The following is a 13,423-nucleotide window of genomic DNA, read 5'->3' as shown; positions in this document are numbered from 1 at the left end:
CACACGAATCACACGCGATGCAGGTAAATTCAGATCAATTTCAATCGCCAGTACTTCACGATTAAAATCGTCCACCACATTCAGCGTACGGAAGCGTCTGCCGCACCATAGTGCATCGCTCATGAAAACAATCGACCAGCTTTTGTTTATCTCGTCAGATACTGCTAGTGGCTAGTGGCTAGTGGCTAGTGGCTAGTGGCTAGTGGCTAGTGGTATCGGCTGGGTAATCGTTTCTTCCAAATGCGCCCGAGATTCATTTTTAGCTTGCGATATACGTGATTTACCTTTTTATGATTCCAGCAATGACCACGTCGTCTGAGTAATTGAAAGTACTTCCCGAATCACCGTTCAAGAAATCGTTCGGCCAGCTCTTGTAAAGCGGCGATGATGTCGTCATCCATCACGTACTTCGGCTGGTAATTCAAAGTGGAGCGCGAGAGCACCATCGCTTTACACGCCTGGCGCTGACTCAAACCAACCTCCTGCAACTGCCTGACGTAATCTTGCTTCTGGTCCGGGGTCAGCGCTTTAAACCGATCACCTCTTTAAATGCATGATTCTCCAGTGACAGGTCAGCAACCATCATTTTGAGTTTGCGATTTTCCTCGTCGAGGTCTTTCAGACGCTTGATTTCTGCTGCCTCCATACCACCATATTTCGATTTCCACTGCTAGTACGTAGCTTCGGAAACGCTATGCTTAGGGCAAACATCTTTCACTAAACGGCCAGTTTCGACAGACTTTAGAATTCCGATGATTTGTGTTTCGGTAAACCGGCTCTTACGATATTTGCTCTCCTTTGGCATCTCAGTTTGCCTCATGAACTCTGGTTATGCATGGTGCGATTTTACGGGAGGGTTACAATGAGAATATTTTGATTTGTTTATTGCGCCGTACTCTCAAATATTGAAGCCTTCCAGTTTCCCGGGAAGTGCCAGATTTCAGTGGGTTTCTGCAAGATTGTTTTATCGACAGGACCTTTGTTCTGGAAAAAATGCCTAAAAATTGGACACGGCAAGCGGGTTAAGGGAACAAAGCGAATGGTTATTGCTGATGCTCATTATCTTCCTCTTGCCGAGTAGGCGTTGCATTCGTGAGTTCCCCACTTTTCTGAGCAATCTCCGCTGAAACCATTGTCCTATTACGACCTGAACGATCTATCGGGGATCGTTCATACGACAGTGATCCGCTGTTGGCATGAGGCGATACCACGCCGATGCAGGAACAGGAATTCGAAAATGTCGGCAGGCAATAAAATCAATAGCCCAGGTGTTGACTGCAACACTTGGTGAGGAATTGACCCAGTCATATTTGTCTAGGCTAATAAACGTGTTCATTCTTTGACGCATTTCTTCAGGGGACGGAGGCAGTAAGTACGGTGCCTCGGATTCGCCCAGATTAAGAGATCCAGTGAAGTACCAGTAAGTATGCCATCCACTTGTCGGGTGCCACAATTGAGCGCAAACATTTTTATATGGATCAGAAGCTCCACGCGAAAGCAGGGCGTAATATTCATCCAATTCTAAAATCAGGCACCAAGCTGCTACTGTCGCAAGGGACCATGATGTTGACATTAATTTTTCAGCCAATTTCCTATCTGTCGGGTTGACTTCAAAATCCACTAGATCCTCAAGCGAATCTGTAGAGATAGGGAAGCGTGCCCTCGACTTAAAGCAGTAGTCTAGTCGTACGGCAATCTCTACTACCCAGTTTTTCGCCTCGTCACGACGTCCCGCAAAAACAAGAAACGTTAGCGCCAGTGTGATATCAATGATGTGCCTATCAAGACGAGGTGAAGCACTTGCCGCATGGTTTTTAATTAACGCACACAAACCATCTGCCACTGCCGCGACACTGGCTACTGCCTCCGATTTTGCTTCTTCGTTGTTGCTAAGGCCTAGACAATAGGCGAGGCCAATCGAAGCAATTAACCCGATATGCTCGAAAAGGACAACCGCAAATTCAGCGCCCTCCCTACCATATCCCGCCATACCATCTTGAATATGAAGATGAGGGCTGATTACTCCAAAATACCTTGCGGCTGCCTCGTAATACGAGCGCCACATCGCCGCAATCTCGTGGTAGAGCTTGGGCCTATCTTCTGAGTTCATGAGCTGAACTCTGTGCCACGCCCATAGAAGGACTTGTTCATTGACCCAAAGCGCTTGCCGTGAGTCTCCATCTTCTTGAGCCCAGTGCGCGCAGAGCTGCGCAGCGAGGTGCGCGCGTCGAAACGCTTTTTGCAAATGTTTAGGTTTAATATCCGGGTTTTCGGCCTTGCCATCTGGTGTCAAACCAAATTGACGAAGCAGTAGACGATTCAAATCACGGAAATCGTATTCAGGGTCGGCTGCCAACGCAAGTGACTTTCGGAGATCCGACCTGTCGGTTAGATCAAAGATGGCCTCGTTCAGAAGATACCGCTCGACCAGGTCCGAGATACGATCTGCCCCCCAAAAATCAAACCCCGCATTCATCGCGTTAGACTCTTTGAATGCGGTCCAATTTATTTCGACGTCCTGCTTTAAATCCCCGGTTGTCGCAAGGATGATGGTCTTTTTAAGCCCACTGTGCTCTGGCGCGACAAATTTGGTTAGATAGATGTCCAACAATTCATTAATACTTTGTCGAACTGAAGTCGGTTCGCCGTTGTCCCAATCGCGCCGCCCGAGGTCTCCTTGTTTAATGACAAGCAAAAGCATCTCATCTTCTCCACTGACTGGTGATTTTCCGATGGCTGCTAAATCGACTCCGTGCTGCCGTACACCAGTCTGGGACTTTGCAATTGGTACGTAGCCCATCTCTAACAGCAGTTCAGGTAGTAGGCGATCAAACTCATCACGTTCTCGTAATGTGCGAAGAAACTGTGAAATGATTAGCCTCATGATTCACCTCGCTTAGCAAGTATGAATCCCAGTCGACGAATCGAGTTACCGATCGGGTCGAAAACCTCGCGCCTCGGTAATTCAACTGAATGAGAAATAGAATGTAACTTCATGGAAGGGCCGTAGCTAGAGCCATAGTAGCTGAATGTTCCCATACCCGCTTTAATGGGGATCTCAGTAGCAATCTTTCGAAAAATTGAGTTTTTGCTAGCTTCTTCGAATGAATCATTCATCTGCTTTGTACGCGCTATACTAAAAAGTCTGCGCAGCTTTGTTGATGGTTGAAGTTCGCTGATTGTGGGTAAAGAACCTAACGTTTCAGTCGCTTGGTTGATTATTTTTGCTAGCATTCGCAAGAAGTCTCGATCGTCTGTTGAGAGCATCTCTTCAGCGGCCTCCAGAAGCGCAGTGGCTGTACTTTGAGGATAGTCGTAGCCAATTTCATCGACAAGCAACGTCCGCAGTAAAGGGTAAATGCGACTGTCTGCATTATTTGATTCAAGCATTGATATGGCTAGTGACGTTACTTGTGCTCTATCATGGACATATCCAAGCATTCGTCTTGCAAGGAACATGAGGTCGTTGGTTGAGAGTTCATCTAGGCGTCCCTTATCAAAGCGTAAGTTTTTTATTTTAATATCACTATATTTTATAAGAATCCCTGCTAATGCATTAGGATGCTCCTTTTTATCGCTTAGTAACCAATCAGTCACTAAATTTCGCCACACGTCCTCGAGCGTTATAATTTTACTTAAAGTATCACTGAAGAGTTCCGCTGAATTAGTCCCAATCTCGCTTTGGTGTCCGTGGTTAGCAACCCATTGGTTCAGTAAAGCTATGACTGTCGAGACATACTCTGGATCAGAGAGCAGCTTCGATAACGCGTAGTCTAGTTCTTGGATCGCACCTTTGAAGTCGGGCTTTAATGCTGGCAGTAACCGGAGCCAGTACTTTGTTATTCCTCGCTCATGAAACTCATCGTTCTTTAGGAATATGGCCGTAGCTGTGGCACAAAGTACGACCTGGTCTCCATTTTCTGCAAGGTTCCCTAAAATTAAGTCAAATGCAGCTAGTTTATGCATTGCACCCACGGCAGCTCTAATCGCCTGGGATCTGATGTCATGCTGTTCACTCTCGATTAAATTGGCCACCGTTTCTACTGCAGCATTTAAAATTTTAGGCTCAGCTTGATCATTCAGGAGCAGGCGGCCAAGTGTCCAGGTTCCACTTTCTGCTTGTAATAAAACATCGGATTGCGCATCCACTTTAGCCATTGCGACAGCTGCTGCATAATTAGACTTGGATAACGCAACAATAGCGTTACTAAGTAAGCTTGAATTAGACTCGATTAGATTTTCTAAAGTTTTGGTATGGAGTCTAAATGCGATGGTTGGATTTTTTTCTAACCACTCTTCTAGAGCGCCATTTATCACCCCAGCCGCCATGTCCCTCTTAGTTGGCTCATATTTTGCATTAATCAAATCAATGATTGATGCCGGTTCAAGGTTGGTCAAGTAAGGTAATGCCGCTTCTATAAGACGCAGAATTTGGAAAACATTTGAGCCCGACCGAATCAGCGCTGCTCCAGCTGCGAGGATATCGATGCTTTTAGATGCAAGTGCAAGCAAACGTCCTGCGGCCTTGTCGTTATTTCCGATCTCATGACGCCACAATTCGTAGGCTTTACCGAAGAGTGCACTCGAGTCGATGCAAGATGAGATACTCAAACGGTCAAAAGCGGCCACCGCGATGAGTGTATTTCGTACTTCAAACGACTCAAACACAATTGCCCCATCTACGAGCTGGCAACCTACTGGAAAATTTATATCTGCGGGCAATTCTTCTGGGGCGAGCTCCAAACGAAGATTTGGTTGCCCTTCGTTTTGTAGTCTCTGTGCCAGTTCGGCAATAATAGATATATCCGATGATACCGGGTTAGCATTGCAACTCAAGTTAATCCTCCTCGCTAAAGAAGCTCTCCAGCCCCCCGAAGTAATTGTTTGAAATTTTGAGAAGTAAATGTGAGAAGTCTTGAAACCGCACACATGTACAACATTTACTTCCAACCATGATGACTAACTTCACGCGAATGATCTACAGCTTTAATGGAATTGTATGGTGTTTTACACAGTGTCAAATTATCTATCCTTGGTAAATGATGATATGAAAATCAACACCAAGTTTGCAATAGATCTCCGAAGTAAATGTCTGAGATTTTGAGAAGTAAATGTTTGAAGTCCTGGAGTTCCACCCCTGTGCAATAGTAGCTTGAGAAATCGGCGACCAAGGTTTGGCCAAAGAGAGTCGAGTTTGAGTGGGATATAAAGGGTTGAATGTAAATAGCCAGGATAAAGAGTTCTATGGAACCAATGAGCTATCAGCCGTGATTAATCGCATTGTGCTGGCAAAAAAAGGGGCCAAAAAATCGGAAAAACCAAGCGGGGCAAAGGTGCGAAGCTCATGGTTATTGCAGACGCTCATGGTCTTCCACTCGCCGTGTACACGTCTTCTGCTAGCCCACATGAAGTCACCCTTGTCGAAGCTACGCTCGCTGAAGCCATCACGCTGGGACGACCCGAACGACTTGTCGGGGATCGTGCCTGCGACAGTGATCCGCTCGATCAAAAGCTGGCACAAATGGGAATAGAACTGATTGCGCCACACAAATGCAATCGAAAACGTGCTGCGACACAGGACGGTCGTGCATTACGCCGGTATAAACGCCGCTGGAAAATTGAACGCTTGTTTGCCTGGCTGAATAAATTCAAAAGGGTACTGACCAAATGGGACTATTGCGCAGAGCGATACACAGCCTTTGTTCATCTGGCTTTCTCTATAATTTTGCTTCGACGGTATTTATGAAATGAGTTCTGGATCTTTTTTCAGGCCAGGATAGCGGTCGATATGGTCGTTAATTTGGTTTTTAGCTTTGTAAGCTGGGCATTTAAAAAGGCAATGCTGTCGTTAATGGATTGATGAATCAACTCGGGTGTCACCGTAGATTCGACCTTTTCTTGCCGATTTTGTTCGCGGAACAGGTCTTGCAAAATCGCTTCTCGACGAGCCAGAAGCCCTTTTAGAATGCGGGCTTCAGGCGGTGGTGGCATCCACGTAGCAGGCTTGATCATCGCACAATAACGCGCCAAAACTTGGCTATCAACGCCATCAGTTTTGGTGCGCACTGCGAGGCCTTGGCCAAAATATTTTACCTGCGCAGGATTGGCAATCGAGACGCAAACGCCAGCATCATGCAGTAGTGTGGCGGCCAGTTCGTGATACACGCCAGTGGCCTCCATCGTGACGTGCAGCTGGTGGTGCGGTAAATGATTTTTAGTCAACCAAGCCAATAAATCGGCGAGCCCTTGGGCTGTATTGTCGATGACTTTGGCCTTGCCTTTGAGTGGTTCAAGCTGGGTAAGTAAATAGCAATCGAGTTTAGTTTTAGCGACATCGATACCGAGATAAAACATAAACAATTCTTCCTGTAAAAAGCCTAATTCGCCCACTTGCCTTGTGCATACAGGGTCAAAGCGCTTGGCTACCGTTCAGTGTCAGATTTGGCGAAAGAAGTGAGGCGAAGGGTTTAATCTACAAAGGAAGGTCAATGCCTTAAGTGGTCAACCAAACTCACTTCGCCTCGTGCGGCAGTAGCTAACCGCCACGAAGAACAAGATACAAGTGGTCAAGCTTTCGGTAAGGCCAGCGATATGGCAGCCTGGCTAGGCCTGATTCCGCGACAATATTCTACTGGCGGCAATTCCAATCTTGGCAGTATCAGCAAACGTGGCAACGGATATCTGCGAATGCTGGTGATCCAGGGCGCGCGAGCGCTTATGATTCATATGAAGCGCGATCAGTCGCGAATGGGGCAGTGGCTTTATGAGATTGAGAGGCGTAGCCATCCCCACGTTGCGTTGATTGCATTGGCAAACAAGATCGTACGGATATGCAGGAAAGTCCTTACTGGTGGCGAAAACTATCGACCATTCCCGTATGAATCTGTAAACGCATAACGAAGCACTATTGCAGTACCGTAGTAACACCCTCTGGTTTTTGCGAGCCGTAATTGTTGATGACAAAACCGTTGACCGACGTACTTTAAGCCTGACTAAAAAAGCAGTCTTCAATGACTGCACGCTTTATGAGGAAAGGTGCGTGCGGATTCCATCAAGGCCAGGAAATAGTCATTTCCAAACATAGGCCGGATACATTGACGCAAAACGTTATTCTCAATTTAACAAAAACATGCTTGCAAAATCCGGGGCAGACCATACATTTTTTAAAATGGCCTTCTCTCGCTCAAGACGCTCAACGCGCGCCTCAAGTTCCTGTGTTCGCTGTTGATCTGGTCTGATGGCCTTGTCCGGTGGGATACCCCCTGTCGCTCCAGTTGCAACTGCTGTAGCCAGCGTCGCAGCACCGATTCACCAATGCCGACTGACCGAATTGCCTTCACGTGGCTGTATCCCTGATCCAGTACCAGACAGGCTGCCTGCAGTTTGAATTCAGTAGAAAATGTGTGTCTTTGCTTGTTCGTCAAACACCTCTCCATGGCGAGTATTCTCGCCTAAATTAGTGTCCGAGTATATTCGACCACCACAGATTTCCCGGCGCACCGGATCGTCCAGAAACAGTTCTACGGAATCTCAAGCTCGGTATTGTCGAAACCATTTACCTACCTCGACATTCGCCCAGTAACTTGATGAGTACGCCGTCAAATTTGCACAATGGCTAGCCAACGAGTGTAAGAAGTCGCATTCGCAACGATCCATCAAGCAACTGCATGCCGAACTATTTGCCTTGGTTTTACTGGGCCCTATGACCGGCTGGCTACCTTTGCACATCATTAAGATCAGGAGCAAATTGAACGCGGCAAAGTATCGAGCAAGCATGCTTATATTTTCTTATGCTTTGCTTTGGTGAGGACTCGCTTGTAGTTGTAAAAATCCCTACCAAAAAATCATATTTGTTGTAAATGTGAAATTCTCGTTAAATATATTAAATATTGTGATAGATTACATGTGTAAAAAATGTTAAGTAAATGATTTTCGTATTATCTTTAATATCATATAAATGCAAGAGAAATCTATTTTGTTTCGCAGTGAAGTTGCTGAATCACAAGGTCAGCAATGGATGGGCTCAATACATTTAGCGCAGCCAATTTCTGGATGGATTATTGTTATAATTACAACATTAATTACTGTAGGTTTGATTGCTTTTATTTGCTTTGGAGATGTGAGCAAGAAAGCCCGTATTGTCGGAATTACGTCTCCGAAGGGGGGAAGTGTTGTAGTTGTTGCAGCAAATGCAGGAATAATCAAACGGCAATTTATCAAGGAAGGGGAGGTGGTTCAGCCGGGTCAGGTATTATTCGAACTGGCAATGGAGCGCAATAATGGACAAGGCGAATTATCGGAATTAATTGCTAAACAACTGGAATTTCGCCAGCAAAGCTTGGAGGTGGAGCAGAAACAACGTATTTTGCAAACAAATCAAAAGAAGCAAGCGATCTTATTGCATTTGAGTAATCTCGAAACCGAATTGTCTCAGCTTGATCAGGAAATTAGTTTGGCGCACCGTCGCCGGTTGTTAGCGGATGAGAGTCTAAGTAAATTTCAAAAATTGCAAGATGGTGGTTATGTTTCAGACGCGCAGTCACAGCAAAAGCAAGAAGAATTAATCGATATAGATGTCCGTCTATCATCTCTAAAAAGAAATAAGCTGCAACTGACAGCGAATCAATTAGCCATTAAGGCAGAATACAACGATCTCACTAACAGTCTAGTAAACGACCAAGCTCAGCTTGATCGTAGTATAGCTAGTCTTAAACAAGAAATCGCCGAAAACATTAATCGCAAAACTAACTTTATTACAGCATCAGAAGCTGGTGTAGTAGTAACAATTAATTTTCAGTTAGGACAGGCGGTTGCGGTTGGGCAATCTCTTGCTACTCTTATCCCTCAACAAGCGGAACTCGAAGCGCAATTGTATGCGCCCAGTCATGCAGCGGGATTCATTAGTCCAGGGCAAAATGTCTTGATTCGATATCAGGCATTTCCTTATCAAAAGTTTGGGCTTCAAAAAGGTACAGTCGTCGATATCAGTAAAACTCCGCTTGCCCCGAGCGAATTACCACCAAATATTGCAAGCACTATTCTCAGTAATGCACAGCAAAACATCCAAGGGTTCAATGGAAACGAAGCGCTATACCGTATCAGAGTGAAATTAGAAAAGCAGAATATTCAAACATATGGACATAAACAGGTCCTAAAGCCTGGTATGACGTTAGAGGCAGATGTATTGCAAGACAGTAGAAAAATTTGGGAGTGGATATTAGAGCCAGCCCTAGCAGTAGCAAATAGAATTAACTGATTTTATTGATGTGAATGAAAAATTAAATTTCGTGCACTGCTCAGAACCGTAGAATCAATTCTGTGTAGATCGAAAACACCGTTCTAAGTTATAGACAAACAGCACGGTGATTGATGTGGCTATATCGAAAGATGTAGTTTAATTTAATCAACTAATGTAAGGGAAATTTGAATATGAGATTGCTTTCTGAAGTTGAACAAAATTTAATTGCGGGCGGTGACTTACTTGATAGCGGCTCTTGTGCTGAATACGATCCGATGGGGAATTATACCGGTTCAGGGGATTGTCCAAGTGAGCCAATGATAGATCCACAATTGCATACTGTTGTAGTTTCGGAACGAAAGTGGACGCAAGAGCAAAAAGATGAATTCGATAACGAAACAGCGGCAATTGCAGGGATTATAGATAGTTGCGCCTTAGGGAGTCCTGCGTGCATTGTTGGTTTATATGCATTAAAACCATAATTTATTAGAAATTAATCGTAGGCCATTCGATAGAATGGTCTACGATTTATTGCTGTATTTTTAGGAGGGGATATGATGTTTATTTTGAGAATAATTTTTCTTTTGTTGGTATGTAATTCGTCTTTTGCAAATGTGGAGAATTATAGTCGATACATTTGGAATGGCGATATAACTATGGAAGAGTTGAAATTATTTAAAGAAAAGATGATGGCAAATCAGCATCTAAGCGAGCTTGAATTTCGGCAGTCTTCAGGCGCAAGTTCATCGGCGGTAATTATATTAAGAGAGCTTGGATTGCTGATTGAAAGCAGGAAAATAAAAACCTTTGCAAGAGGGCAGTGCGCGTCAGCGTGTGCGTTTGTTTTTTTGATGGGAAAAGAAAGGACTCTACTACCATCTCTTACTAAAACACCCACATATTTAATGATTCATTCAACTCGACATACGGCATCTGGAGAAGTGGATTACGGTGATACTGACAAGCAAATAAAGAAGATAGTGACTGCGAGTAACGGGAAATTTCCACAAAAAATGTTGGAAAAAATGTATGATGCTAAAAATAACATGGGCGGGATCTTTATAACACGTGAGCCGGTTAAGACTGAACACGGTAAGGCATCAATCTTTTTTTGCTCCGGTGAAGAGGTGGCTCGTAAGAAGGCATGTGAGTCCTTTGGAGACTCTCGACCTGAAGATTTTGGGATTTCTATTTTAAACGAATAAATTCAATTTTTTAAATATTTCATGTATATCAATAATTTTGATATGTTTGTAAAGCAATAATTGAATTTTCATTGTTGGGCGATTTATTTTATAAATAATTTATGAAAACTATTTTACAAAATGAATCAAGTGAATGTGGTTTGGCGTGTCTGGCAATGGTGGCGTCCTACTACGGTTATTATTCAGACCTTCCGGAATTGCGTAGGAGGTTTTCGATTAGTCTTAAGGGAGTAACATTGGCGCAATTAATGCGTCATGCTGCATCGTTACACTTATCGACTCGTCCGCTACGGTTAGAATTAGATGAGGTATCAAAACTTCAGACTCCCAGTATTTTACATTGGAATTTAAATCACTTTGTAGTTTTAAAAAAAGTAGTTAAAAGTTGGCGCGGAAAAGTTCTCTTAGTTTTACTTGATCCTGCCGTAGGCGAGCGTCAAGTAACCTTGCAAGAGGCTTCTGCTCATTTCACCGGCATTGCTTTAGAGTTATTTCCTAGTGCTAAATTTCAGAAAAAGAGCGAACGTAAAAAAGTCGAAATTAGTGAGTTGACAGGTCATATAGTGGGCTTGCGTCCAGCAATTGGGCAAGTGATATTATTAGCGCTCGCATTGGAAATTTTCTCCGTCTTTTCCCCCTTGTTTAATCAATTTGTTGTTGATGAGGTGATTGTTAGTGGTGATAAAGAGCTATTGACTGTTTTGGTCTTTGGTTTTGGGTTATTGATGATTACGCAGACAGCTATTAATTTGGCACGTAGCTGGTTCTTGATGCGTTGGAGTATGGACATTAGTTTTCAATGGAGCGCGCGGGTTTTTGCTCATTTAACGCATTTGCCCGTCTCATTTTTTGAGAAGCGACATCTGGGAGATATCGTATCTCGTTTTGGTAGTATTGGTGTGATTCAAAATACTTTGACGAGTTTGTGTGTTGAGAGTGTTTTAGATGGCTTAATGGCTTTGCTTGCACTTGGGATGATGTTGGTGTACAGCTTTAAGCTCTCCTTATTAGTGTTAGTGGTAGTTTTTATTTATGTTTTAATACGTTTGATATCATATCATCCTTTCAGAGAAGCATCCCAAGAGCGGCTCATCCTCTCCTCGAAAGAAAGTAGTCATTTTTTAGAAACTGTTCGTGCAATATCTCCATTGAAACTATTCGGACGGGAAGATGAGCGCCGCGCTCGCTGGCTGAATCTAAAGATGGACGTGCAGAATCGCGACATTAAAACACAAAAAATGGCTATTCTTTTTAAGATTGTTAATACTACATTATTTGGTATCCAGGGACTAGCCTTGTTTTATGTTGGTGCCGGACAAGTGATGTCGAAAACGCTATCGGTTGGCATGTTGATGGCTTTCTCTAGTTATTCGAGTACGTTTTCGGGGCGTGTTTTTAATTTAATTGATTTGGCAGTAAACCTAAAAATGCTTGTGTTACATAGCGAGCGTTTGGCGGATATTGTGTTAGAGGATGCAGAAGTGGATTCTGCAATTGAGACAGATTTATCTCGTATTAATTCAAACATAACTCTGAAAAATGTTAAATTTCGGTATAGTGAGGGCGAACCTTGGATATTAAATGGCATTAATTTAACAATTCAGTCCGGACAGAGCGTAGCTATTGTAGGGCCGAGTGGTTGCGGAAAAACGACGTTGTGCAAAATAATATTGGGATTGCTGAAGGCTACCGAGGGGGACGTACTGATTGATGATATCCCTATTCAACAGTTAGGGTTAAAAGCCTATCGTCAGTTAGTAGGAACAGTAATGCAGGATGATGTATTGTTGGCTGGTTCCATCAAAGATAATATTGCTTTCTTTGATGCACATAATAATCAATCTGAAGTGGAAAGATGTGCGCAACTAGCCGCGATACACCACGATATCATCAAAATGCCTATGGGCTATCAAACCTTGGTTGGCGATATGGGGAGTAGTTTGTCTGGTGGTCAAAAACAACGTTTATTGTTAGCTCGCGCTTTGTATAAAAAACCAAAAATCCTCGCTTTGGATGAGGCAACAAGCCATCTTGATGTAGACAACGAAAGCAAAGTGAATGATGCATTAAAAAAACTACAACTTACTAGAATTATGGTTGCTCATCGCCCTGAGACCATTAATGCTGCCGAGCGAGTGGTAATCTTACTCGATGGTACTACTAGTGAGTTGCGGCCAGCTTCCTCGCTACCTATACGCGGATTGGTGTAGATATCGAGGTTGATTTCCCTTTGCTAAAGGGTCTGTAATTGTTCATCAAGATCTTTTCTTAATGAGTTTCCCTCGATATTTAGTTCACCGTCAGGTGAATTGTAGATGCCGCCTTTCCGGTTAAGTTTTTTGATACTCCCACCTTGATACTTTTTGCGTTTTCAGTACGCCGAAGCGCATGTGAATCAGTTTACGCATGCAGGCACCGAGCGCTTTTACTCTTACCTCGTGCAAGTAAACGCTCAAACAAAGCTATGATGTGGGGGGGTACTTGGTGGCGACGATTGCGGCCATTTAGTGCGCTCGAGTAGTAATCAACCCGATTGTCGCTCGATCGGCACCAGGCGGCGCTGTTGCACAAATGCTTCCCCAGCGAGGCTTGGTAAGATAGTGGCATGACCAAGCCCGCTCCGAAACGTTACCGCACTACCAACTGGCAAGCCTACAGATCCAACGTGGCTCTCTGTCCGTCTGGCTGGACACAAACATGTCATGGCAGGCAACTCCACGCGGTACGCGCGGACGGACGCAAACCTATAGCGATGCCGCCATTCAATTCTGCCTGACCATCAAAAACCTGTTTGGACTGGCGTTGAGCCAGACCATCGGCTTCATCCAAAGCCTGCTCAAGCTGGCGGGTTTGTGTAAACCTCCCCTAATCAGTGCCAGGTATTACCAGAGTTTTGAGGCTGATGGAACAGTCGGTATTCAACAGGTGTCATCCCGTTGAGTGAATCATGCGGGCATTGCTCGTTGTAATCGGTCATCCA

General features: G+C 44.2%; 9 protein-coding genes and 3 pseudogenes. 7 read left to right on the top strand and 5 right to left on the bottom strand.

The window, feature by feature from the left end; genetic code table 11:
- From KDM89_RS22595 to KDM89_RS18955, 3 genes and pseudogenes are all read right to left on the bottom strand, one after another.
- Window positions 1-805 (bottom strand): annotated as a pseudogene (locus KDM89_RS22595) (transposase); the annotation flags it as partial.
- 351 nt (window positions 806-1,156) lie between these two features.
- Window positions 1,157-2,884, bottom strand: coding sequence for a hypothetical protein (locus KDM89_RS18960; RefSeq protein WP_212689493.1), 1,728 nt, complete (start codon window positions 2,882-2,884; stop codon window positions 1,157-1,159).
- Window positions 2,881-4,836 carry a hypothetical protein gene (locus KDM89_RS18955; protein WP_212689492.1) on the bottom strand — a complete coding sequence of 652 codons (1,956 nt, stop codon included), beginning with the start codon at window positions 4,834-4,836 and terminating at the stop codon, window positions 2,881-2,883. The genes KDM89_RS18960 and KDM89_RS18955 overlap by 4 nt, the downstream gene beginning before the upstream one ends.
- Before the next feature lie 463 nt (window positions 4,837-5,299).
- Here KDM89_RS18955 and KDM89_RS18950 point away from each other — a divergent pair.
- Window positions 5,300-5,746 (top strand): annotated as a pseudogene (locus KDM89_RS18950) (IS5 family transposase); the annotation flags it as partial.
- A 20-nt stretch (window positions 5,747-5,766) separates the two neighbouring features.
- Here the strand turns inward: KDM89_RS18950 and KDM89_RS18945 are convergent.
- The gene (locus KDM89_RS18945; RefSeq protein WP_212689491.1) at window positions 5,767-6,390 is read right to left on the bottom strand and encodes an IS110 family transposase; all 624 of its coding nucleotides are present in this window, start codon (window positions 6,388-6,390) and stop codon (window positions 5,767-5,769) included.
- A 201-nt stretch (window positions 6,391-6,591) separates the two neighbouring features.
- Here KDM89_RS18945 and KDM89_RS18940 point away from each other — a divergent pair, with 201 nt between their 5' ends.
- Window positions 6,592-6,897, top strand: coding sequence for a transposase (locus tag KDM89_RS18940; RefSeq protein ID WP_212689490.1), 306 nt, complete (start codon window positions 6,592-6,594; stop codon window positions 6,895-6,897).
- Between the two features lie 266 nt (window positions 6,898-7,163).
- On the opposite strand, the gene KDM89_RS18935 is transcribed toward KDM89_RS18940, so the two are convergent.
- Window positions 7,164-7,436: a transposase gene (locus tag KDM89_RS18935; RefSeq protein ID WP_212689489.1), complete on the bottom strand. Its 273-nt coding sequence runs from the start codon at window positions 7,434-7,436 to the stop codon at window positions 7,164-7,166.
- A 521-nt stretch (window positions 7,437-7,957) separates the two neighbouring features.
- On the opposite strand from KDM89_RS18935, the gene KDM89_RS18930 reads away from it, so the two are divergent.
- The 5 genes and pseudogenes from KDM89_RS18930 to KDM89_RS18910 all read left to right on the top strand — a co-directional run.
- Window positions 7,958-9,256 (top strand): HlyD family secretion protein, encoded by a 1,299-nt coding sequence (locus KDM89_RS18930; protein ID WP_212689488.1) that lies wholly within the window; start codon window positions 7,958-7,960, stop codon window positions 9,254-9,256.
- 173 nt (window positions 9,257-9,429) lie between these two features.
- Window positions 9,430-9,720 (top strand): hypothetical protein, encoded by a 291-nt coding sequence (locus tag KDM89_RS18925; RefSeq protein WP_212689487.1) that lies wholly within the window; start codon window positions 9,430-9,432, stop codon window positions 9,718-9,720.
- Window positions 9,721-9,792: 72 nt separating this feature from the next.
- Window positions 9,793-10,443 (top strand): hypothetical protein, encoded by a 651-nt coding sequence (locus KDM89_RS18920; RefSeq protein WP_212689486.1) that lies wholly within the window; start codon window positions 9,793-9,795, stop codon window positions 10,441-10,443.
- A 101-nt stretch (window positions 10,444-10,544) separates the two neighbouring features.
- Window positions 10,545-12,653, top strand: coding sequence for a peptidase domain-containing ABC transporter (locus KDM89_RS18915; RefSeq protein ID WP_212689485.1), 2,109 nt, complete (start codon window positions 10,545-10,547; stop codon window positions 12,651-12,653).
- A 395-nt stretch (window positions 12,654-13,048) separates the two neighbouring features.
- A pseudogene (locus KDM89_RS18910) lies at window positions 13,049-13,296 on the top strand (transposase); the annotation flags it as partial.
- Window positions 13,297-13,423 lie beyond the last annotated feature (127 nt).

This window comes from Cognatundibacterium luofuense, from assembly GCF_018139685.1.
In the GTDB taxonomy this organism is placed as follows: domain Bacteria; phylum Pseudomonadota; class Gammaproteobacteria; order Burkholderiales; family Burkholderiaceae_D; genus Undibacterium; species Undibacterium luofuense.
This window is presented reverse-complemented; position numbering and strand designations above follow the sequence as displayed.